Source organism: Serratia sp. Ae19-1 (assembly GCF_059801225.1).
This window is the reverse complement of sequence record NZ_JBCHWD010000002.1, coordinates 19,682-41,088: the sequence shown is the minus strand read 5'-3', so window position 1 is coordinate 41,088 and position 21,407 is coordinate 19,682. Positions and strand designations below refer to the sequence as shown.

Genomic DNA, 21,407 nt, shown 5'->3' with positions numbered 1-21,407 from the left:
GAAACAGACGTGAATGCGTAACTTATTGGTGTTAAAGAATTATGACCGTTGAAATTGAACTGAAATTCATCGCCGCGCCAGAAGCGGTGGCCGCGTTGCCGCAATGGCTCGCCGCCTGGCCGCATCAGCATTCCGCGCCGCAAAAGCTGACCAACATTTACTTCGAAACGGCCGACAACTTCTTGCGCAGTCACGATATGGGGCTGCGCATTCGCGGTTTTGACGATCGCTATGAAATGACCATCAAAACCGCCGGTAAAGTGGTGGCCGGCCTGCATCAGCGCCCGGAATACAACGTCGCTATCGCCGAGCCGCAGCTGGCGTTGGCGCAGTTCCCTGCCGACATCTGGCCGCAGGATTGCGATATCACGGCGCTGCAACAGGCGTTGCAGCCGCTGTTCCGTACCGACTTCGCGCGTGAAAATTGGGTGGTTACTTACGGCCAAAGCGAGATCGAGATTGGCCTGGATCAGGGTGAGGTGCGCGCCGGCGATCTCAGCGAAGCCCTGAGCGAGATCGAACTGGAGCTGCTGAACGGCAACACCGCCGATCTGCTGGCGTTGGCCGGCGAGCTGGCGGCGCATGGCGGGCTGCGGCAGGGCAGCCTGAGCAAGGCGGCGCGCGGCTACCATCTGGCGCAGGGTAATCCACCGCGAGAGGTGCGCCCGCTGCGGGTGCTGAAGCCGGCGGCGAAGGCGACCGTGGAGCAGGGAATGATCGCCGCCTTCGAGCTGGCGCTCAGCCACTGGCAGTATCATGAAGAGCTGTGGCTGCGCGGCGATGCGCAGGCGCGCGCTGCGGTCATCGAGGCGGTCGGCACGATCCGCCAGGCGTTGGTGATCTTCGGCGGCCTGGTGCCGCGCAAGGCCAGCGCCGATCTGCGCGCCCGCCTGACCGAGCTCGAACCGCTGTTGGCGGACAAAGCCGCGCAACCCGAGAGCCTGTGCTACAGCGCCGCTTATCTACAATGTAAGTTGGCACTCACATCATGGCTGGTGAGCGGCGCCTGGCGGCCGTTTATCGACGCCAAAGCGCAGGCCAAGCTGGACGGTTCTTTCAAACGCTTCAGCGATATCATGCTGGGGCGCAGCGGCGCCGAGCTGAAAGAAGCCTTCAGCCGTACGCTGAACGAAGATGAATATCAGGAACAATTGCCGCGCCTGACGCGTCAGATTGCGGCGCTGATCCTGTTGTCGGGCGCCTACCCCGACGAGCAGACCGGGCCTTATATCGACGCCTGGCGCGAGCTGCAGGCGGCGCTGAGCGAGCGCCGCCAGGGCTGGTATGAAGCCAGCCGCAAACAGGCCTTATCGCATGCGCCATTCTGGTTAAACGGCGCGCTTCGTTAATCCAGCCGGCCCGCCAGCCGTGGGCCGCAGAACGGGTCATACACTATGTCGCCACTTTCAGCCGCGTTGCAGGCTCAGGCACAGCAGGTTGTGCAGCGTTTTCAGGAAGTTCACGGCGCAGACTGCGCCTTTAGCGAGCAAGAGCAGTGGGTGCTGGCGTCGAGCGATTTCGTCAGCGACGCGCTGCTCGCCCAGCCGGTCTGGTTGGCGACGCTGCGCGAACAGCCGCCGGCGCCCGGCGAGTGGCAACACTACGCCGCCTGGCTGCAGGACGAACTGGAAGAGGTACGCGATGAAGCGCAACTGATGCGCACGCTGCGTCTGTTTCGCCGCGAAACGCTGGTGCGCATCGCCTGGGCGCAGGCGCAGGGGCTGTGTTCGACCGAAGAAACGCTGCTGCAGCTGAGCGGATTGGCAGAAACGCTGATCGTCAGCGCGCGCGACTGGCTGTACCAAACCTGTTGCCGCGAGTGGGGCACGCCGTGTAACGCCGCCGGCGAACCACAGCCGCTGCTGATCCTCGGCATGGGCAAGCTGGGCGGCGGCGAGCTGAACTTCTCGTCGGATATCGATCTGATCTTCGCCTACCCGGAAAACGGCCAAACCCAGGGCGGGCGGCGCGAGCTGGACAATGCCCAGTTCTTCACCCGCCTCGGCCAGCGGCTGATCAAAGCGCTGGATCAGCAGACCATCGACGGCTTCGTCTATCGCGTGGATATGCGGCTGCGGCCGTTCGGCGACAGCGGCCCGCTGGTGATGAGCTTTGCGGCGCTGGAGGATTACTACCAGGAGCAGGGGCGCGACTGGGAACGTTATGCGATGGTGAAGGCGCGCCTGATGGGCGGGGCGGAAGACGCTTACAGCCAGGAGCTGCGCAAAACCCTGCGGCCGTTCGTGTTCCGTCGCTATATCGATTTCAGCGTCATTCAATCATTGCGCAACATGAAGGGCATGATCGCCCGTGAAGTGCGGCGGCGGGGCCTGAAGGATAACATCAAGCTGGGCGCCGGCGGCATTCGCGAAATCGAGTTTATCACCCAGGTGTTTCAACTGATCCGCGGCGGCCGCGAGCCGGCGCTGCAGGGGCGTTCGCTGCTGCCGACGCTGCAGGCGGTGGGAGAACTGGGGCTGCTGGAGAACGAGCAGGTGCGGGCGCTGAGCGCCGCTTACCTGTTCCTGCGGCGGTTGGAGAACCTGTTGCAGGCGATCGGCGATCAGCAAACCCAGACGTTGCCGCAGGATGCGCTCGATCAGGCTCGGCTGGCTTACGGCATGGGGCTGGCGGATTGGGAGGCACTGATGGCGGCGTTGGACGCACATATGCAGGCGGTGCGTGCGGTGTTCGACGACCTGATCGGCGACGATAGTCCGGATGTCGGCGAAGATCCCGACTATCAGCACTACCACAGCCTGTGGCAGGACGCGCTGGAGGAGAACGAGCTGGCGCCGCTGACGCCGCACCTCGATGAAGAGGGGCGCCGACAGATGCTGCGCACCATCGCCGATTTCCGCCATGACGTCGACAAGCGCACCATCGGCCCGCGCGGCCGCGACGTGCTCGATCAGCTGATGCCGCGCCTGCTGGCGGAGGTGTGCCCGCGGCAGGAAGCGCCGACCGCGCTGGTGCGGCTGGCGCAGCTGCTGCTGAGCATCGTCACCCGCACCACCTACCTCGAGCTGCTGGTGGAGTATCATGCGGCGCTCAGCCATCTGATCCGCCTGTGCGCCGCGTCGCCGATGGTCGCCAACCAACTGTCGCGTTACCCGCTGTTGCTGGACGAACTGCTGGATCCGGCCACGCTGTATCAGCCGGTGGCGCTGGACGCCTATCGCAGCGAGCTGCGTCAGTACCTGCTGCGGGTGCCGGAAGACGACGAAGAGCAAAAGCTGGAGGCGCTGCGCCAATTCAAACAGGCGCAGCAGCTGCGCATCGCCGCGGCGGATATCGCCGGGGCGCTGCCGGTGATGAAAGTGAGCGATCACCTGACTTACCTGGCTGAGGCGATCATCGACGCGGTGGTGCAACAGGCCTGGAGCGACATGGTGGCGCGCTACGGCCAACCGACCCATCTGCAGGAGCGCGAAGGGCGCGGCTTTGCGGTGATCGGCTACGGCAAGCTGGGCGGCTGGGAGCTGGGCTACAGTTCCGATCTCGATCTGGTGTTCCTGTTGGATTGCCCGCCGGAGGTGATGACCGACGGCGATCGCTGCATCGACGGCCGTCAGTTCTATCTGCGGTTGGCGCAGCGTGTGATGCATCTGTTCAGCACCCGCACCTCCTCCGGCATTCTGTATGAAGTGGACGCGCGCCTGCGGCCTTCCGGTGCTGCGGGGATGCTGGTCAGCACCGTCGAGGCGTTCGCCGACTACCAGCAAAACGAAGCCTGGACCTGGGAGCATCAGGCCCTGGTGCGTGCGCGCATCGTGCATGGCGATCCGGCGCTGCATCAGCAGTTCGACGCGATCCGGCGCGAGATCCTGTGCAAAACGCGCGATGCGGAGGTGCTGAAGCGTGAAGTGCGCGAGATGCGCGAAAAGATGCGCAACCATCTCGGCAACAAACAGCGCGATCTGTTTGATATCAAAATCGATGAGGGCGGCATTACCGACATCGAATTTATCGCCCAATATCTGGTCTTACGCTATGCGCCGGGCGAACCGCGCCTGACGCGTTGGTCGGACAACGTGCGCATCTTCGAGCTGATGGCCAATTACGACATCATGCCGGAAGAGGAGGCGCGCGCGCTGACCCAGGCCTATGTCACCATGCGCGACGAGATCCACCATCTGGCGCTGCAGGAGCATTCCGGCAAGGTCGGCAGCGAGCAGTTCGCCGCCGAGCGTGAGCAGGTGCGCGTCAGCTGGGCCAAATGGCTGGATTAATACCTTTTTGCGGGTATTCCGGCGGTCTGTGGTAATATCTGCGCCACTAAAATTTTGTTCTTTTTTGGAGTTATCGGATGAAAGTTACGCTGCCTGATTTTCGCCGCGCCGGTGTGCTGGTGGTCGGTGACGTCATGTTGGATCGCTATTGGTATGGGCCGACCAGCCGCATTTCACCGGAAGCCCCGGTGCCGGTGGTCAAGGTCGATACCATCGAAGAGCGTCCCGGCGGCGCGGCTAACGTGGCGATGAACATCGCTTCGCTGGGGGCAACGTCCCGCCTGGTGGGCCTGACAGGCATCGACGATGCGGCGCGGGCGCTGAGCGCCAAGCTGAATGAAGTCAACGTGCGCTGCGACTTCGTCTCGGTGCCGACCCATCCGACCATCACCAAGCTGCGCGTGCTGTCGCGTAACCAGCAGCTGATCCGTCTCGACTTCGAAGAAGGCTTCTCCAACGTCGATCCGCAGCCGATGCTGGAGCGCATTCAGCAGGCGCTGCCGCAGATCGGCGCGCTGGTGCTGTCCGATTACGCCAAGGGCGCGCTCAGCCAGGTGCAGGGCATGATCCAATTGGCGCGCGCCGCCAAAGTGCCGGTGCTGATCGATCCGAAAGGTTCTGATTTTGAACGCTATCGCGGCGCGACGCTGCTGACGCCGAACCTGTCCGAATTTGAAGCGGTGGTGGGCCATTGCAAGGATGAGGCGGAACTGGTGGAACGCGGCATGAAGCTGGTGGCGGATTTCGAGCTGTCTGCGCTGCTGGTCACCCGTTCCGAGCACGGCATGACGCTGCTGCAGCCTGGCGTTGAGCCGCTGCACTTGCCGACCCAGGCGCAGGAAGTGTTCGATGTGACCGGCGCCGGCGACACCGTGATCGGCGTGCTGGCCGCCTCGCTGGCCGCCGGCAACTCGCTGGAAGAGTCCTGTTTCCTGGCCAACGCCGCCGCCGGCGTAGTGGTGGGCAAACTCGGTACGTCCACCGTGTCGCCTATCGAGCTGGAAAACGCGGTGCGCGGCCGTGCCGAAACCGGTTTTGGCGTGATGACCGAAGCGCAGTTGAAACACGCCGTGGCGCAGGCGCGCCAGCGCGGCGAGAAAGTCGTGATGACCAACGGCATCTTCGACATTCTGCATGCCGGCCACGTTTCCTATCTGGCCAACGCTCGCAAACTGGGCGATCGCCTGATCGTGGCGGTGAACAGCGATGCGTCGACCAAGCGTTTGAAAGGGGAAACACGCCCGGTCAACGCGCTGGAGAATCGCATGATCGTGCTGGGCGCGCTGGAAGCGGTGGATTGGGTGGTGCCGTTCGAAGAAGACACGCCGCAGCGTCTGATTGCCGACATTTTGCCGGATTTGCTGGTGAAAGGCGGTGATTACAAACCGGAAGAGATTGCCGGCAGTGCGGAAGTGTGGGCCAACGGCGGCGATGTCAAAGTGCTGAACTTTGAAGACGGCCTGTCGACCACCAACATCATCAAAGCGATCAAAGACGGGCGCGGCTAACGTTGGGCGACGTAAAGAACAAGGGCGCGCGGTGCGCGCCCTTGGCGGGAATTACTCGTCTTCCTGTTTGGCCGCCGGCGCCGCGCTTAGTTTACTTTCCAGCTCGGCCATGCGCTGTTCCAACAGCGCCAGCTTCTCGCGGGTGCGCAGCAGCACCTGAGTCTGTACGTCGAACTCTTCGCGGTTAACCAAATCCAGGCGGGTAAGCTGCGACTGCAGTACCTGACGGATTTTTTTCTCAACGTCTTCCCCGAATTCACGAACGCCTTTAGGCATGGACTCATGAACCTGGCGTGCGATTTGTTCGATTTTTTTCGGGTCAATCATGGCGTATCCCTTTCAGAGTTTAATAGCTGCCGCTTAGTGTAATGCGAGTTGCCCGCCGGATAAACCATTAAGCGCATTCGCCGTGCGTGGCCGAATTGTGCTTTTGCCAATTGCCCTGCCTACCCATTAGCGTTATAGTCATCCTGCTTATTCTCAGGGCGGGGTGAAAGTCCCCACCGGCGGTAAATCACCTTCTACGGTGAAAGCCCGCGAGCGCTCAGCCAGCCTGTAAAGGCCGGTTAGAGGTCAGCAGATCCGGTGTAATTCCGGGGCCGACGGTTATAGTCCGGATGGGAGAGAGTAACGGTATCTGCCGGGCTTGCGCCCGCTTGCGTTATTTTTTTAGCTATTGTTAGCTACTCCTCAAGATCGCCCTGGTTCTGGTAATCCATAATTTTTAATGAGGTTTTTTACCATGAATCAGACGCTACTTTCAGACTTCGGCACGCCGACAGAACGCGTTGAACGCGCGATCGACGCACTGCGCAACGGGCGCGGCGTGATGGTGCTCGATGATGAAAATCGTGAAAACGAAGGTGATATGATCTTCGCCGCGGAAACCATGACCGTTGAGCAGATGGCGCTGACCATTCGCCACGGCAGCGGTATCGTGTGCCTGTGCATCACCGAAGAACGCCGTCAGCAGCTTGAGCTGCCGATGATGGTGACCAACAACTCCAGCCAGTTCCAGACCGCCTTCACCGTGACCATCGAAGCGGCGCAGGGCGTGACTACCGGGGTTTCCGCTTCCGATCGCCTGACCACCATCCGTGCGGCGGTGGCAGACAGCGCCAAGCCGAGCGACCTGAACCGTCCGGGCCACGTATTCCCGCTGCGCGCGCAGCCGGGCGGCGTGCTGAGCCGCCGCGGCCACACCGAAGCGACCATCGATCTGGTCTCCATGGCCGGCTTCAAACCTGCCGGCGTGCTGTGTGAACTGACCAACGACGATGGCAGCATGGCACATGCGCCGGAAGTGATCACCTTCGCCAAACAGCACGACATGGTGGTGCTGACCATCGAAGATCTGGTGGCCTACCGCCAGGCGCACGAGAAAAAAGCCAGCTGATAGCCGGCCGCTTTCAACGATAAAAAAAGCCGCTCAACGCGGCTTTTTTTTGTGGCTACTGTTTTGACAGGCGTTCGCCGATGCGGCTGGCGTAATTCATCACGTGGAAGGTGTAGTTCTCCTCTACCGTACCCTGGAACAGATGCGCCCAGGGGCCGATGGCGTAGATGCCGAGATCTTCCCCGCCGTGCGTCTCACTTTTCAGCGGCACCAGCGCTGGCTGAATAAAGTCGGGCGCGGTGGCCTGCTCCATGGTCAATGCCGGGCGCTCGGTCAATGGGATTGTGCCGCCGGGGCCGTTGGCGAAGCCGACGGTGGTGTAAGGCTTGCCGTCGCTGCCCAGCCGCGGTTTGCCGTCGACGCCGACGGAAATGCCGAGGATGGGATTGCCTCGCTTGGCATAGCCGGCAATGGTCAGCGTGTGGCTGTGATCGCCGGTTACGATCACCAGGGTCTCGTCCAGATTGACCTTGTCGACGATGGTTTTCACCGCTTCGTTCAGCGCGACCGCGTCGCTCAGCGTGCGGTAGGCGTTACCGTTATGGCTGCCGTGATCGATGCGTCCGCCCTCCACCAACAGCAGGTAGCCTTCGGGATTCCTGGCCAAAATATCGATGGCCTTGCCGGTCATTTCCGCCAGCGAAGGCTCTCCCGCCGCGTCTTGCCGCCGATCGTGCTCGAAGTTCATGTGCGACGGTTCGAACAGGGCCAGCAGGTGGTCGACTTTGGCCGGATCGATTTTGTCGAACTGCGCTTGATTCCATACGTATTGCCCACGCTCGCCGTAGCGTTGCAGCCAGGCCTGCGTCAGGTCGCGGCCATCCTTTCTGGCGCCTTTCTTGTCGGGGTATTCCGGATCGCTCACGCCGTCGGGCAGGAAGTTGGCGCGCCCACCGCCCATCGCCACGTTCAGGCCGTTGCCGTATTTCATTTCCACCAGCTGGCGTGCGATGTCGCGGCAGCCTGCGGCCAGAGCATCCGCCGGCATTTTGGCGTCGGATTCCCAGTCGCGGTTGGCGATATGGGCATAGGTGGCGCCCGGCGTGGCGTGGGTAATGGTCGCGGTCGTCACGGCGCCGGTGGACATGCCGAGCGTTGCGGCCATCTCCCACAGCGTGGTGACGGCCTTGGTTTGCTGGTCTTCGCAATTGTTGAGGGCGGCCGTATGGTTGAGGCCCATCAGATCGTTGATGGTTTTGACACCGGTGGTCATCGCCACCGCGCTGGGCGCGGAGTCGGTGATTTGGGCGTCGGCGGAATAGGTTTTGGCCGCCGCCAGATAGGGGAACGCTTCCCAGGCCAGCACGTTGGATTCGCCGTCCACGCCGCGCTGCTGCCCTTCAAAAATGCGAGCGGCGGTCACGGTGGAAAACCCCATGCCGTCGCCGACCACCAGAATGACGTTTTTGGCGCGGTTGGTGTTTGGTGTTTGCTTCAGCCGCTGTTGCAGCTGAGTTTGCGCCTGAAGGAAATAAGGGTCTTCGCGCTGCGTCAGCAGCGCTTTGTCCGCCGCGCCGGCGGCTGCCGTTGCGGTGGCCAGCAAGGTCATGGAAAGCGCCAGGCGGGTTGCCAGTGTGGGTCTGAACATGAATTCCTCCTTGGTGAGACGTGATTCCCGTAGCGCCGACGGGCTGCCAACACCCTGTCGACTGAAAGAGGAGTGTATCGACTGCGTTAACAAAAAATACATAAATTGTTCACAAATTAGATCTGTGTGGCAGTAATGCCAGGTATTCACAGAATTTATTAATTAATTGAAAAGTATGTGTTTTTTAACTTTCTGTTGGTCGGTGCATTTTTGCGCTTTTTAATTCAAATTTATTGAAGATCATCATCACGGTTATCCGGCTGTGTTGCTGCGGCAAAGCGCGTAATGTAACGCCATAGCACAATTTGAACTAAGGATCCCCCTATGAACACCTCTCGTATGCCGGCACTGTTCCTGGGCCATGGTAGCCCGATGAACGTGCTGGAAGACAACCGCTACACCCGGGCATGGCGTGCGTTGGGTGAGTCATTGCCGCGCCCGAAGGCGATCGTGGCGGTTTCCGCGCATTGGTACACCCGCGGCACTGCGGTCACCGCGATGGAAAAACCCAAAACCATTCACGACTTCGGGGGGTTCCCGCAGGCGCTGTTTGATACCCGCTATCCGGCGCCGGGCTCTCCCACGCTGGCCGCGCAGCTGCAGCAAATCCTGGCGCCGGTGCCGGTAACGGCGGATCTCGGCGAGTGGGGATTGGATCACGGTACCTGGGGCGTATTGATCAAAATGTATCCCGATGCTGATATTCCGGTGGTGCAGCTCAGCGTCGACGGCACACAGCCGGCGGCCTATCACTATGAGCTGGGCCGCAAACTCGCCGCGCTGCGGGACGAGGGCGTGATGATCGTCGCCAGCGGTAACGTGGTGCACAACCTGCGCATGGTGAAATGGCAGGGCGATACCAGCGCCTACCCGTGGGCGGAATCATTCAATAACTTTGTCCGGGATAACCTGCGTTATCGGGGCGATAACCATCCGCTGGTGGATTTCATGCGCCATGAGGGGGCGGCGCTGTCGAATCCGACGCCGGAACACTATCTGCCGTTGCTGTATGTGCTTGGCGGTTGGGATGGAAAAGAGGCCATCAGCGTGCCGATCGATGGTATCGAAATGGGGGCGCTGAGCATGCTGTCGGTACAGGTGGGATAAAGAAAAAACGCCAGTCAGAGACTGGCGTTTTTGCCTTCAGCGGTGCGATCAGCCGAGGATGGTGTGCGGATAGAAGCGCGACAGATCCTGCGTGATCAGTTCGCGATCTTCGCGCAGGCCGATACCGCAGGGTTGATCGTTCACCAGCCAGCTGCCGATCAGCGTGTAGCTGTCTTCGAACTTCGGCAGCGGATGGAACTGCTGCACGATCATGCCTTCTTCGCCGTACGGCCCATCGACGCGCGCCACTTCCTGACCGTTTTCGACGATCTGGATATTGGCGCCTTCGCGTGAGAACAGCGGCTTGGTGACGTAATGATCCATCGGCGGATGATCGTCTTGCGCGAAATAAGCCGGCAGCAGGTTAGGGTGGTTCGGGAACATTTCCCACAGCAGCGGCAGCAGCGCCTTGTTGGAGATGATGCTCTTCCAGGCCGGCTCCAGCCAACGCACGCCGGCGTCTTCCAGCTTGGTGGAGAACATCTCGCGCAGCATGAACTCCCACGGGTAGAGCTTGAACAGGTTGCCGATCACCTGGTCCTGCAGATCGGTGAACTGGCCTTTCTCGCCAAGGCCAATGTCTTCCATGAACAGGAATTCGGTCGGCAGACCGGCTTCCTGCGCGCAGTCCTGCAGATATTGCACCGTGCCGCGATCTTCTTCGCTGTCCTGGCAGCACGCCAGGTGCAGCAGGCCGAAGCCGTGGTGCGCTTTCAGCTCGGCGAAACGCTCGATCAGCTTCTCCTGCAGGCTGTTGTACTGATCCGATTGCGGATCCAGCTTGCCGGCGTTGATCTGGTCTTCCAGCCACAGCCACTGGAAGAAGGCCGCCTCATAGAGCGAGGTCGGCGTATCGGCGTTGTTCTCCAGCAGCTTCGGCGGGTTGACGCCGTCGTAGGCCAGATCGAGACGCGAATACAGCGACGGCTGGTTGGTGCGCCAGGAGCTGCGCACGAACTCCCAGGTGTGTTTCGGGATGCAGAACTTGGCCATCAGCTCGTCGCTGGCGACCACTTTCTCCACCACCTGCAGGCACATCTGGTGCAGCTCGGCGGTGGCGCTTTCGATCTCTTCAATCTGCGCCAGCGTGAACTGGTAATAGGCGTCTTCACACCAGTACGGCTCGCCGTACATGGTGTGGAAACGGAAACCGAACTCGGTCGCTTTTTCGCGCCAGTCCGGGCGCTCGGTAATGGCAATACGTTTCATGCATCAACCGCCCATGCTGCGAGAGCTGGAGTTGGAGGTAGCGCTGCTGCGCTGCATGCTGGTCTGTTTGGCCACGGTCTCGCCGAAGCCGCCGCGGGTCACGGTGTTGGTGACCGCAGGCTTTGGCGCCATCGCGGTTTTCGGCACCGTCATGGTGCGGCCGCCGGCGGTGGCCGGGCCGTAGCTCTTGCCGCTGGCGTCGACAAATTTGCCGTTCGCCGGGCTGGCGGCGTTCTTGGAGGTGAACAGCGGCTGCTGCGCGAAGCCGGAACCGCCCATCAGGCGGCCCATCATGTAGCCCGCCATCAGCGGCATCCAGAAGCTGCCGCTGCTTTGCGATTCCGCCGCCATGCCGGCCTGCGCCGGGGCCGGCGCCTGAGTGCACTGCGCTTCGCCGAATTCGGCGACGCAGTCTTCGCGGGTCGCGTATTTAGGCGCGGTTTTCGCCGCTTCTTTCAGGGCGTTGTTGTAGGCGGTGGTGCACTGCTCGCTCATCGAAGGGTTGGCGCGCGAACAGTCATCGGCATTCTGATACAGGGAGACCGTTTCATCGCTCTTCTCGCAGCCGGCCAGCATAAAGACGGCGCTGATCGCCAAGGCCACGGGCGCGACACGGTAGCTGCGCCAGGATTTGCGGAACGTCTCTTGGTTGATGTTTTTTGTCCGTTTCATCGTTATCAATCCCATCATGCGGGCTGTTTTCGCCCTTTCCCAGTAGTGGCGCTAAGGATAGGGGAAACATGGTCAAAATTAAAGCTGAAACGCCCGCAGAAGCCACTCTTTACGCAGTTATACGTTGGGGTGTGCGCCAGTTCGCTTTCACGGCGAAAAAACGCGCGTTGGCGTTTCATCATGAAACGTTAGCGCTATGATGATGTTCCATAATGGAACAAAAATCGCGAGGCTCGCCAGGTGGACGGCAGGCGCTCATAGTCGAAGCACAACAACAAGCCGGCGGTGAAGTCGGCGTGTCATCACCTGATATCTGAACGTTACCATCGCCAATTCCCTACAAGGATCCGGTTATGTTGAGAATCATCCAGTCACCAGGCAAATACATTCAGGGCGCCAATGCGTTGGCCGCCGTCGGCGAATACGCCAAATCCCTCGCCGATCACTATTTCGTGATCGCTGACGACTTCGTGATGCAGCTGGCGGGCGACACCCTGATGGGCAGCCTGCAGCAGCACGGCGTGAAGCATCATGCGGCCCGCTTCAACGGCGAGTGCTGCCGTAAAGAGATAGACTGGCTCGGCCGCGAGCTGCAGGCCCACGGTTGCCGCGGCGTGATTGGCGTCGGCGGCGGCAAGACGCTCGACACCGCCAAGGCCGTCGCACACTACCAACTGCTGCCGGTGGTGCTCATCCCCACCATCGCCTCCACCGATGCGCCGACCAGCGCGCTGTCGGTTCTCTACACCGAACAGGGCGAATTCGCCGAATACCTGATCTACCCGCGCAACCCGGACATGGTAGTGATGGACAGCGCCATCATCGCCAAAGCGCCGGTGCGCCTGCTGGTGGCGGGCATGGGCGACGCGCTCTCCACCTATTTCGAGGCGCAGGCCTGCTTCGACGCGCAGGCTACCAGCATGGCCGGCGGCAAATCGACGCTGGCGGCGCTCAGCCTGGCGCGGCTGTGTTATGACACGCTGCTGGCCGAAGGGGTGAAGGCCAAAATGGCGGTCGAGGCCGGCGTGGTGACGGAAGCGGTGGAACGCATCATCGAAGCCAATACTTACCTGAGCGGCATCGGCTTCGAGAGCAGCGGATTGGCGGCGGCGCACGCCATTCACAACGGCTTTACGGTGCTGGAGGAGTGCCACCACCTGTATCACGGCGAGAAAGTGGCGTTCGGCACCCTGACGCAGCTGGTGCTGCAGAACAGTCCGATGGTGCAGATTGAGACCGTGCTGGCGTTTTGCCACAGCATCGGCTTGCCGATCATGCTGGCGCAGATGGGCGTCGCCGGCGATGCGACGGCGAAGATGATGGCGGTGGCCGAGGCCAGCTGTGCCGCCGGCGAAACCATTCACAACATGCCGTTCGAGGTCACTCCCGCCAGCGTGCAGGCGGCGATCCTGACGGCGGATCGGCTGGGCGCCGCCTGGCTGCAGCGTCATTGATACCCTTGGGGCGCGGTGCGCCGCGCCCCTGTTCTTACAGAGGAAACCATCGTGAAAAAACTGATCAATCAGGTCGAGTCGGTGTTGGAAGAGCAGTTGCAGGGGCTGGCGGAGGCCCATCCCGAGCTGCTGGTGCACGCGGATCCGGTGTTCGTGACCCGCGCCGACGCGCCGGTGGCGGGTAAGGTGGCGATCCTGTCCGGCGGCGGCAGCGGCCACGAGCCGATGCACTGCGGTTTCGTCGGTGAAGGGATGCTCGACGGCGCCTGTCCGGGCGAGATTTTCACCTCGCCGACGCCGGATAAAATGTACGAATGCGGTCAGGCGATCGACGGCGGCGCCGGCGTATTGCTGCTGATCAAAAACTACACCGGCGACGTGCTCAACTTCGAAACCGCCACCGAGCTGCTGCACGACAGCGGCGTCGCGGTGGCGACGGTGCTGGTGGATGACGACGTGGCGGTCAAAGACAGCCTGTTCACCGCCGGGCGGCGCGGGGTGGCCAACACCGTGCTGATGGAGAAACTGTTGGGCGCCGCAGCGGCGCGCGGCGACGACCTGGACAGCGTGGTGACGCTGGGGCATCGCATCAACAACCACGGGCATTCGATCGGCATTGCGCTGGGCGCCTGTACCGTCCCCGCCGCCGGCAAGCCGTCGTTCACCCTGGCGGAGAACGAGATGGAGTTCGGCGTCGGCATTCACGGCGAGCCGGGCATTGCGCGCCGCCCGTTCACCACGCTCAACGCGGCGGTGGATGACATGTTCCATACGCTGATCGACCACGGTCACTATCAGCGCACGATCCGCGTCTGGGATCGTCAGCAGGGCGAGTGGCGCGACGAGATGCAGACCAAGCAGCCGCTGACGCGCGGCGATCGGGTGATCGCGTTGGTCAACAACCTGGGTGCCACGCCGCTGTCCGAACTGTACGGTGTGTACCATCGGTTGGCGGAACGTTGCGCCGAGGCGGGCATCATCATCGAACGCAACCTGGTGGGCGCTTACTGCACCTCGCTGGATATGCAAGGCGTGTCCATCACGCTGTTGAACGTGGACGACGAGATGTTGTCCTTGTGGGATGCGCCGGTGAAAACGCCTGCGCTGCGTTGGGGTTGCTGAGGAGGAATCATGGCGTTGACCAAACAACAGGTCGTCGATTGGCTGATGCGTTGCGGCGAAGTATTCAGCCGGGAGCGCGATTTTCTGACCCAGCTGGACACCGAGATCGGCGATGCCGACCACGGTCTGAACATGAACCGCGGTTTCAATAAGGTGGTGGAAAAGCTGCCGTCGGTGGCGGACAAAGACATCGGTTTTATCCTGAAAAACACCGGCATGACGCTGCTGTCGAGCGTAGGCGGTGCGAGCGGCCCGCTGTTCGGCACCTTCTTCATCCGCGCGGCGCAGGCGGCGAACGCCAAGCAAAGCCTGGATCTGACGGAGCTGCATCAGGTGATGCAGGAAGGGGTTGAAGGCGTGGTGATGCGCGGCAAAGCGGAGCCGGGCGACAAGACCATGTGCGACGTTTGGTGGCCGGTGGTGGCGAGCCTCGGTCAGTCCGCGCAGCAGAACCTGAGCGTGGCGGAGGCGTTGCAGCGCGCCGCCGACAGCGCCGAGTGGGCGGTGGAGAGCACCATCACCATGCAGGCGCGCAAGGGGCGGGCCAGTTACCTGGGCGAGCGCAGCATCGGCCACCAGGATCCCGGCGCCACTTCGGTGATGCTGATGATGAAAACGCTGGCCGAGGTCGCCGGCAGTTAGCAGGAGGCGAGATGATTAATATCGTGGTGGTTTCGCACAGCGCGTTGCTGGCGCGCGGCGTTGAGCAGTTGGCGCGGCAGATGATGCGTGGCGACGGCTGCAAGCTGGCGCTGGCGGCGGGCGTGGATGACGAGGAGCACCCGATCGGCACCGACGCGGTCAAGGTCATGGAGGCTATTGAATCGGTCGCCGACGGCGATGGCATTCTGGTGCTGATGGATTTGGGCAGCGCGCTGCTCAGTGCGGAAACCGCGCTCGATCTGCTGGATCCGGAGTTGGCCGCCAAGGTGCGGCTTTGCGCCGCGCCGCTGGTCGAAGGCACGCTGGCGGCGGTGGTGGCCGCCAACTCCGGCGCTTCGCTGGAGCAGGTGGTGGCGGAGGCGCAGGGCGCGCTGCAGGCCAAGCAGGCGCAGCTGGGCGAAGGCTCACCGGCCGCGAAGAACGCGGCTTTGCCGCTGGCGCAGGGCAAAAGCATAACCTGGACGGTGCAGAACCCGCACGGGCTGCACGCGCGCCCGGCGGCGCGGCTGGTCGAGGCGCTGGCGCCGTTCAAGGCCGAGCTGGTGCTGGAAAAACAGGGGCAGTGCGTCGATCCGCGCAGCCTCAATCAGCTGGCGCTGCTGCAGGTGCGTCACGGCGACACCATTCGCCTGATCGCCGACGGCGCGCAGGCGGACGAAGCGCTGGCGGCGTTCAAGGCGCTGGCGGAGCAACACTTCGGCGAGACGGTCTCCGAGCGGCAGCAGCCTTCGCTGCATGGTATCCCGGTGGCGGAAAGCGTCACCAGCGGGCCGGTGTTCCAGGCCCGCAGTTTCTGGCCGCCAGCCGCCGATCGACGGATTGGCGCGGACGAGGTGTTGGGCGAACAGCAACGCCTGCGGGAGGCGCTGCAGCAAACGTTGAGCGATCTGAACCGGCTGGCGGAGCGCACCGGCACGCTGATCGGCAAGCCGCAGGCGGCGATCTTCGGCGCTCACAGCATGCTGCTGGACGACCCGGATCTGCAGCAGGCGGCTTACACCCGCATTGCGCAGCAGCTGTGCAGCGCCGAGCAGGCCTGGCGACAGGTGCTGGAGGCGATCGCCGAAGAGTACCGCGAGCTGGATGACGACTACATGCGGGCGCGCGAACTGGACGTGCGCGACATGCTGCGCCGCACGCTGTGCCATCTAGAGGGGCAGGCGCTGCCGGCCATCGCGCTGGCAGAACCGTCGATACTGGTGATGGACGAGCTGATGCCCTCAGAGGTGGTGATGCTCGACCGCCGGCTGGTGCTCGGCATCTGCCTGAGCGGCGGCAATGCCCTGTCGCACAGCGCCATTTTGGCGAAGGCGATGGGCATTCCGATGGTGGTCGGCATGCAGGATTGCCTGAGCAAAACCCGCAGCGGGCAGAAAGCGATGCTGGACGCCGCGCGCGGGGTGTTGCAGCTCAGCCACTAGGCGTTCAGGCGCGCAGCTTGAACTGGCGGATGTCGATCCCGTGCTGTTTGATCTTCCGCCACAGGGTGGTGCGGCCGATGCCCAGCAGCTGCGCCATCTCCGTCAGCTGGCCGCGGCTGACGGTCGCCGCGCGGAGGATCGCCTGGCGCTCCATGTCCGTCAGCGTCAACAGCGGCGCGCCGGGCTGCGGATCGCTCTCCAGCAGTGACGGCTGGCCGAGCAGGTGCGCCGGCAGATCCGCCAGCTGGATGTGGTGGCCGTGGCAGATCATCGCCGCGCGCTCCACCACCCCTTTCAGTTCCAAATCGTTGCCCGGCCACAGGTAGAGCGCCAACTGGGTCATCACTTCGTCATCCACCCGAAAGCGGCACTGAAAATGCTGCTCCAGCGTGCGCAGATGGTGTTTGACCAGCAGCGGAATATCGCTCAGCCGCTGACGCAGCGGTGGGATCTGGATCTCGAACGCCTGCAGGCTGTAAAACAGCTGGCGGCGGAAGCGGTTTTGCTGCACCAGCAGCGGCAGATCGGCGGCGCTGCCGGCGATCACCCGCACATCGACCGGGATCACCCGGCTGGAATTGAGGCGGATCACTACGCCGGTTTTCAGCACCTGCAGCAGCGCCGACTGCATCTCCGCCGGCAGGTATTCGATCTGTTCGAGGTACAGCGTGCCGCCGTTGGCCAATTCGAATTTGCTGAGCTGACCGGCCTCTTCTTCGCTGGCGTCGCTGCCCAGCAGTTCACGTAGCCCCTGCGCCTGCGGCAGCAGCTGGCAGTTGAGGGCGATATACGGCCCGGCGGCGCGTTCGCCGGCGTTGTGGATGGCCTGGCTGAGCAGCTCTTTGCCGACGCCTTCCTCCCCGCGCAGCAGGATCGGATGCTGGCCTTTGGCCGCCTGCTGCCCATAACGGATCAGCCGCCGCATCTCCAGCGAGGCGGAGGGCATCTGCTCGAAGCTGTGGCTGACGCGCCCCAACTGGCTGCTGACATACTGGCGCAATCGCTCGAGCGGGTGCAGCAGAGCGATGAAACTGCAGCGATCGCCGTCGAAAATCGGCTTTAGCGTCAGCAAGGCGGCGATAAACTGCCGCTGGCTTTCGAAGGTGACCTCGACGTGTTGCAGCGGTTGTCGATCGGCGATGGCGCGTTTGAGCAGGGCAGGCAGCGTCAGCAGTTGCGCCAGCGGTTTGCCCTGGCTCTGCTGTTCGTCCAGCTTCAGCAGGCCGGCGGCGCGTTGGTTGATGTATTGCAGGTAGCCGCGGTGATCCCAGGCCATTACGCCGTCGTCCACGCCGTCCAGCAGGCCGTAAAGCTGATTCAGATGACGGTTGGACTCCGCCAGCAGGCCGTCGGCGTTCAGTGAATTGCCGATTTCGCGGGCGATGGCCAGCGTCAGCGACAAATCGCCGGCGGCGCAATCGGTCAGCAGGCAGCCCAACGCGATCGAGCCGCGCTGACGGCCGCTGTTGTCGTAAACCGGCGTGGCGCAGAACGACCAGCCGTGCAGCGCCCGGCGCACATGTTCTTCACCGCTCACTCGCACCGGATGGCCTTCCGCCGCCGCCAGCGCCGGGGCGTTGGTGCCGATCTGCCCCTCTGCCCAATAAGCGCCGGGGGCGAACCCCAATTGCTGCAAATGCTCCCAGGTTTGGGCGTCGCCGCAGCGCCACAGCATGCATCCGCTCTCGTCGAGGATCATCAGCAGGCAGCGGCGCGGCTCCATGTATTCGCAGGCGTCTTCCAGCGCCGCCTGGCCGAGCGTCAGCAGGTCGTTCTTGCGGCGACAAATCGATTCGAAGGTGGCGCCCTGCGCGCGGTGCGGCGCTTGCCAGACCTCGGGCTGCATCAGGCTGCGGCAGCGCAGCCAGGAGGCGTAAACCGCCTGCGTCGGGCGCAGTGGCGGCGGCAGTTCGCCGTCGTTAATCAAACGCTGCCAGCGTGAATCGTTGTCCATCGAACCTCATCCAGACTGCGAAAACGAGAGTGACGATGATACCACCTGGCGCAGCGGCGGCTGTGAGGCGGTGGGCAGAAGCGGGGGAAATAGGGCAAAAAAAACGGGGTGCGGCGCAGGCCGAACCCCGTGTTTATCAACGTGCGCGCATCAGTTGCGGAATGGGTTGCCGCTGTTGCGAACCGGCTGGCTGACGGCCGGTGCGGCAGCGCGGGTAGCGGTTGGCGCAGGCGCGGCGACCTGTTGCATCGGCGCGTTGTCCTGATAGCCGTCCGCGTAGGCGTCCTGAGCACGGTTCTGCGGCGCGACGGCGTCAGGCGCGGTCGACACCGGTTTGCCCAGTGCGCCGTTCAGCGTCAGCAGATCGTTCTGGTTCAGCGTGCCGAGCGCCGACTTGATGTTCAACTGGTTGATCAGGTAGGTATAACGCGCGCTGGAAAGCTGCTGCTTGGCGTTATACAGGGTACTGGTGGCGTTCAGCACGTCGACGATGGTGCGGGTACCCACCTGGTAACCGGCTTCCATCGCATCCAGAGAGCTCTGCGCGGAGATCACCGCCTGTTTGTAGGCGTTGATGCTGCTGATCGAGGCGTTGACGTTGTTGAACGACGAACGCACGGTCTGCACCACGCCGCGGTGGGCGCTTTCCAGCTGCTCGCTGGCGCCGACAAAGCCGTACTGCGCCTGTTCCACCTGCGAGTTGGTTGCGCCGCCGCTGTACAGCGGCAGGCTGATCGAAACGCCCACCTGGTTTTGGCCGGCATCAGAATTGCTGTAACGGCTGGAGCTCAGCGTGTCGTGAGTGGCGGAACCGTTGTAACGGGTATTGGTGATCCCGGTCGACGCATTCAGGTTGACCGTCGGCATATAACCGGTCTGCGCAGAGCGGATCTGCTCGCGCGCCAGGTCCTGGCTCAGACGGGCGGACAGCAGGCTCAGGTTGCGCGCTTCCGCTTCTTTCAGCAGGTTGTTCACCGCTTCCGGGCGCTGGGTGCTGAAGCGATCGGTATTCAGCGAGGCCAGCTCCGGATAGAAGGTGCCGGTGATCTGGCGCAGCGCTTCCAGCGCGTTGTCCAGGTTGTTGCGGGCGGTGACTTCGGCCGCCAGCACGGTGTCGTAGGAGGAACGGGCGTTCTGCACGTCGGTGATCGCCACCAGGCCCACGTTGAAGCGCTGGGTGGTTTGATCCAACGTACGGTAAACCGCTTGTTTGTTCGCCTGGGTATAGGAGAGCGTGTCAATGGCGCTCAGCACGTTGAAATAGGCGGTAGCGGTATTGAGGATCAGCTGCTGTTCCGCCGTCTGGAAGGTCACGTCGGAGATGCCGGCGGTCTTTTCCTGCAGCGTCAGCGCGCGCCATTTCGACATGTCGAAAATGGTTTGGGTCAGGCCGAGCGAAGCGCTGGTGACATTGCTGTTGACGCCGTTGCTGTCGCGATAGCCGTTATTGTAGTTGTAACCGGCGCTCAGGCCGAGCTGCGGCAGCAGCGGGCTGCGCGCTTCATTGATCTTTTCGAATGCGGCGTCGCGGTCAGCAGCACTTTTGCGCAGATCCGGGTTACTTTCCCTGGCCTGTTTGTAGACCTGCAGCAGGTTCTCTGCCTGGCTCATTGCACTGAAGCCGCCCAGGCTCAGTCCGATAAGAAGGGGGAGCAGTTTCTTCATTTGCATTCCTTGTTGTGCAGCAATATTGCTATGTTAGCGCTGACGATAGACGAAATAGTTGCCGATTCTAGCAGAGTCTGCGGTGCGCATCAGGTGGCTGAATGTGCCATCTCGCGCAACTTTTACCTTTCAGACCGCCTATTTACCTTGACGTACTGCCTGGGTCGACTGCAGCTGATATTATGGCTGACAATCCGGATTGTTTCCCACTATTACATGCGAGCGCACAAACGTGCCGCATCCGGCGGCGAAAAACAGCCTAACATAAAGCCGCGGCGGACAGTCCCGCTGTTTCTGTCATCAAAACCGTTTATTTTATCGGCATACTCACGCAGGAGAATTCGCTAATGAACCGTTCGCAGCCGTCGCCCGTCACTTTCGACAAAAAAGATGTAGAGATTATTGCACGCGAGACGCTGTACCGTGGTTTTTTTTCACTCAATTTATACCGGTTCCGTCATCGCTTGTTCAATGGCGAAATGAGCCCTGAAATCACGCGTGAAATTTTCGAGCGCGGCCATGCGGCGGTGCTGCTGCCTTACGATCCGGTGCGCGACGAAGTCGTGCTGATTGAACAACTGCGCATCGCCGCGGTCGATACCAGTAATTCGCCCTGGCTGCTGGAAATGGTGGCGGGTATGATCGAAACCGGCGAAAGCGTCGAAGACGTGTGCCGCCGCGAAGCGCAGGAAGAGGCCGGCGTGGTGGTCGGACGTTGCAAACCGGTGCTGAGCTACCTGGCGAGCCCCGGCGGCACCAGCGAACGTCTGTCGATCATGGTCGGCGAGGTGGACGCCGGCACCGCCGAAGGCATCCACGGCCTGGCGGAAGAGCATGAAGATATCCGCGTCCACGTGGTCAGCCGCGAGCAGGCTTACCGTTGGGTCGAAGAGGGCGCGATCGATAACGCCGCATCAGTGATTGCATTGCAATGGCTGGCGTTGCACCATGAATCGTTGAGAAAAGAGTGGGCCAACTAATGAAACAGCGCTATACCCCTGATTTCCCCGAAATGATGAGATTGTGCGAAACCAACTTCGCGCAATTGCGCCGCTTGCTGCCGCGCAACGACGAAGCGGGTGAAACGGTAACTTATCAGGTGAACGGCGCCGGCTATCGTTTGACCATCGTTGAGTCCACGCGTTACACGTCGCTGGTGGAGATCGAGCAGATTTTTCCGGCGGTCAGCTACTGGAGCCTGCCCGCGATGACGGTGCGGTTATACCATGACGCCATGGTTGCGGAAGTGTGTTCCAGTCAGCAGATCTACCGCTTTAAAGCGCGTTATGATTATCCTAATAAAAAGTTGCATCAACGCGACGAAAAGCATCAAATTAACCAGTTTCTTGCTGATTGGCTGCGCTACTGTTTGGCGCATGGAGCGATGGCGGTTCCGGTTTGTTAGACAGACTGAAA

General features: G+C 62.1%; 18 protein-coding genes and 1 riboswitch. Of the genes, 12 read left to right on the top strand and 6 right to left on the bottom strand.

The window, feature by feature from the left end; all coding sequences use genetic code 11:
• The first annotated feature begins 41 nt into the window (after positions 1 to 41).
• From AAIE04_RS05620 to hldE, 3 genes are all read left to right on the top strand, one after another.
• Positions 42 to 1,349, top strand: coding sequence for a CYTH domain-containing protein (locus AAIE04_RS05620; protein ID WP_498576650.1), 1,308 nt, complete (start codon positions 42 to 44; stop codon positions 1,347 to 1,349).
• 45 nt (positions 1,350 to 1,394) lie between these two features.
• Positions 1,395 to 4,232: a bifunctional [glutamate--ammonia ligase]-adenylyl-L-tyrosine phosphorylase/[glutamate--ammonia-ligase] adenylyltransferase gene (glnE, locus tag AAIE04_RS05615; protein WP_498576649.1), complete on the top strand. Its 2,838-nt coding sequence runs from the start codon at positions 1,395 to 1,397 to the stop codon at positions 4,230 to 4,232.
• A 77-nt stretch (positions 4,233 to 4,309) separates the two neighbouring features.
• Entirely contained in the window at positions 4,310 to 5,740 is a 1,431-nt protein-coding gene (hldE, locus tag AAIE04_RS05610) for a bifunctional D-glycero-beta-D-manno-heptose-7-phosphate kinase/D-glycero-beta-D-manno-heptose 1-phosphate adenylyltransferase HldE (protein ID WP_019453075.1), read from the top strand.
• 51 nt (positions 5,741 to 5,791) lie between these two features.
• Here the strand turns inward: hldE and ubiK are convergent, their stop codons facing one another.
• Positions 5,792 to 6,067, bottom strand: coding sequence for a ubiquinone biosynthesis accessory factor UbiK (gene ubiK, locus AAIE04_RS05605; RefSeq protein WP_004937216.1), 276 nt, complete (start codon positions 6,065 to 6,067; stop codon positions 5,792 to 5,794).
• Positions 6,068 to 6,212: 145 nt separating this feature from the next.
• A riboswitch (FMN riboswitch) is annotated at positions 6,213 to 6,373 on the top strand.
• A 109-nt stretch (positions 6,374 to 6,482) separates the two neighbouring features.
• On the opposite strand from ubiK, the gene ribB reads away from it, so the two are divergent.
• Complete coding sequence (gene ribB / locus AAIE04_RS05600) at positions 6,483 to 7,136, top strand: 3,4-dihydroxy-2-butanone-4-phosphate synthase (protein WP_004937218.1); 654 nt, start codon at positions 6,483 to 6,485, stop codon at positions 7,134 to 7,136.
• 55 nt (positions 7,137 to 7,191) lie between these two features.
• Here the strand turns inward: ribB and AAIE04_RS05595 are convergent, their stop codons facing one another.
• Positions 7,192 to 8,724, bottom strand: coding sequence for an alkaline phosphatase family protein (locus AAIE04_RS05595; protein WP_498576648.1), 1,533 nt, complete (start codon positions 8,722 to 8,724; stop codon positions 7,192 to 7,194).
• Positions 8,725 to 9,048: 324 nt separating this feature from the next.
• Here AAIE04_RS05595 and ygiD point away from each other — a divergent pair, with 324 nt between their 5' ends.
• Positions 9,049 to 9,831, top strand: a complete 783-nt coding sequence (gene ygiD / locus AAIE04_RS05590; protein ID WP_063918725.1) for a 4,5-DOPA-extradiol-dioxygenase — start codon at positions 9,049 to 9,051, stop codon at positions 9,829 to 9,831.
• Between the two features lie 48 nt (positions 9,832 to 9,879).
• Here ygiD and AAIE04_RS05585 read toward each other — a convergent pair whose 3' ends face one another.
• Positions 9,880 to 11,040, bottom strand: a complete 1,161-nt coding sequence (locus AAIE04_RS05585; RefSeq protein ID WP_019453073.1) for a glutathionylspermidine synthase family protein — start codon at positions 11,038 to 11,040, stop codon at positions 9,880 to 9,882.
• Positions 11,041 to 11,043: 3 nt separating this feature from the next.
• Positions 11,044 to 11,712 (bottom strand): DUF1190 family protein, encoded by a 669-nt coding sequence (locus AAIE04_RS05580; protein WP_019453072.1) that lies wholly within the window; start codon positions 11,710 to 11,712, stop codon positions 11,044 to 11,046.
• Between the two features lie 68 nt (positions 11,713 to 11,780).
• On the opposite strand from AAIE04_RS05580, the gene AAIE04_RS05575 reads away from it, so the two are divergent.
• The 5 genes from AAIE04_RS05575 to dhaM all read left to right on the top strand — a co-directional run bounded on the left by AAIE04_RS05575 (position 11,781) and on the right by dhaM (position 16,372).
• Positions 11,781 to 11,912, top strand: a complete 132-nt coding sequence (locus tag AAIE04_RS05575) for a hypothetical protein (protein WP_261799241.1) — start codon at positions 11,781 to 11,783, stop codon at positions 11,910 to 11,912.
• Between the two features lie 153 nt (positions 11,913 to 12,065).
• Positions 12,066 to 13,166, top strand: coding sequence for a glycerol dehydrogenase (locus tag AAIE04_RS05570; protein ID WP_498576647.1), 1,101 nt, complete (start codon positions 12,066 to 12,068; stop codon positions 13,164 to 13,166).
• A gap of 51 nt (positions 13,167 to 13,217) precedes the next feature.
• Complete coding sequence (gene dhaK, locus AAIE04_RS05565; RefSeq protein WP_309530661.1) at positions 13,218 to 14,288, top strand: dihydroxyacetone kinase subunit DhaK; 1,071 nt, start codon at positions 13,218 to 13,220, stop codon at positions 14,286 to 14,288.
• A 9-nt stretch (positions 14,289 to 14,297) separates the two neighbouring features.
• A complete protein-coding gene (dhaL, locus tag AAIE04_RS05560) occupies positions 14,298 to 14,930 on the top strand; it encodes a dihydroxyacetone kinase subunit DhaL (RefSeq protein WP_498576646.1) in 633 nt (210 codons plus the stop codon).
• Between the two features lie 11 nt (positions 14,931 to 14,941).
• Complete coding sequence (gene dhaM / locus AAIE04_RS05555; protein ID WP_063918728.1) at positions 14,942 to 16,372, top strand: dihydroxyacetone kinase phosphoryl donor subunit DhaM; 1,431 nt, start codon at positions 14,942 to 14,944, stop codon at positions 16,370 to 16,372.
• A gap of 4 nt (positions 16,373 to 16,376) precedes the next feature.
• Here dhaM and dhaR read toward each other — a convergent pair whose 3' ends face one another.
• A complete protein-coding gene (gene dhaR / locus AAIE04_RS05550) occupies positions 16,377 to 18,326 on the bottom strand; it encodes a dihydroxyacetone kinase operon transcriptional regulator DhaR (RefSeq protein ID WP_498576645.1) in 1,950 nt (649 codons plus the stop codon).
• A gap of 150 nt (positions 18,327 to 18,476) precedes the next feature.
• Entirely contained in the window at positions 18,477 to 19,991 is a 1,515-nt protein-coding gene (gene tolC / locus AAIE04_RS05545) for an outer membrane channel protein TolC (protein WP_019453066.1), read from the bottom strand.
• Positions 19,992 to 20,338: 347 nt separating this feature from the next.
• On the opposite strand from tolC, the gene nudF reads away from it, so the two are divergent.
• The gene (gene nudF / locus AAIE04_RS05540) at positions 20,339 to 20,971 is read left to right on the top strand and encodes an ADP-ribose diphosphatase (RefSeq protein ID WP_004937242.1); all 633 of its coding nucleotides are present in this window, start codon (positions 20,339 to 20,341) and stop codon (positions 20,969 to 20,971) included.
• Complete coding sequence (locus AAIE04_RS05535) at positions 20,971 to 21,396, top strand: DUF1249 family protein (RefSeq protein ID WP_004937244.1); 426 nt, start codon at positions 20,971 to 20,973, stop codon at positions 21,394 to 21,396. Before nudF ends, AAIE04_RS05535 begins: the two co-directional genes overlap by 1 nt.
• Positions 21,397 to 21,407: the final 11 nt, after the last annotated feature.

Excerpts from the sequence above, each read along its gene's own strand:
- dhaL (WP_498576646.1), top strand. The coding sequence starts at position 14,298 with ATGGCGTTGACCAAACAACAGGTCGTCGATTGGCTGATGCGTTGCGGC.
- dhaM (WP_063918728.1), top strand. The coding sequence starts at position 14,942 with ATGATTAATATCGTGGTGGTTTCGCACAGCGCGTTGCTGGCGCGCGGC.
- glnE (WP_498576649.1), top strand. The coding sequence starts at position 1,395 with ATGTCGCCACTTTCAGCCGCGTTGCAGGCTCAGGCACAGCAGGTTGTG.
- hldE (WP_019453075.1), top strand. The coding sequence starts at position 4,310 with ATGAAAGTTACGCTGCCTGATTTTCGCCGCGCCGGTGTGCTGGTGGTC.
- tolC (WP_019453066.1), bottom strand. The coding sequence starts at position 19,991 with ATGAAGAAACTGCTCCCCCTTCTTATCGGACTGAGCCTGGGCGGCTTC.
- dhaR (WP_498576645.1), bottom strand. The coding sequence starts at position 18,326 with ATGGACAACGATTCACGCTGGCAGCGTTTGATTAACGACGGCGAACTG.
- ygiD (WP_063918725.1), top strand. The coding sequence starts at position 9,049 with ATGAACACCTCTCGTATGCCGGCACTGTTCCTGGGCCATGGTAGCCCG.
- AAIE04_RS05535 (WP_004937244.1), top strand. The coding sequence starts at position 20,971 with ATGAAACAGCGCTATACCCCTGATTTCCCCGAAATGATGAGATTGTGC.
- AAIE04_RS05585 (WP_019453073.1), bottom strand. The coding sequence starts at position 11,040 with ATGAAACGTATTGCCATTACCGAGCGCCCGGACTGGCGCGAAAAAGCG.
- AAIE04_RS05595 (WP_498576648.1), bottom strand. The coding sequence starts at position 8,724 with ATGTTCAGACCCACACTGGCAACCCGCCTGGCGCTTTCCATGACCTTG.
- AAIE04_RS05580 (WP_019453072.1), bottom strand. The coding sequence starts at position 11,712 with ATGAAACGGACAAAAAACATCAACCAAGAGACGTTCCGCAAATCCTGG.
- ribB (WP_004937218.1), top strand. The coding sequence starts at position 6,483 with ATGAATCAGACGCTACTTTCAGACTTCGGCACGCCGACAGAACGCGTT.
- AAIE04_RS05575 (WP_261799241.1), top strand. The coding sequence starts at position 11,781 with ATGGTCAAAATTAAAGCTGAAACGCCCGCAGAAGCCACTCTTTACGCA.
- AAIE04_RS05570 (WP_498576647.1), top strand. The coding sequence starts at position 12,066 with ATGTTGAGAATCATCCAGTCACCAGGCAAATACATTCAGGGCGCCAAT.
- ubiK (WP_004937216.1), bottom strand. The coding sequence starts at position 6,067 with ATGATTGACCCGAAAAAAATCGAACAAATCGCACGCCAGGTTCATGAG.
- nudF (WP_004937242.1), top strand. The coding sequence starts at position 20,339 with ATGAACCGTTCGCAGCCGTCGCCCGTCACTTTCGACAAAAAAGATGTA.
- AAIE04_RS05620 (WP_498576650.1), top strand. The coding sequence starts at position 42 with ATGACCGTTGAAATTGAACTGAAATTCATCGCCGCGCCAGAAGCGGTG.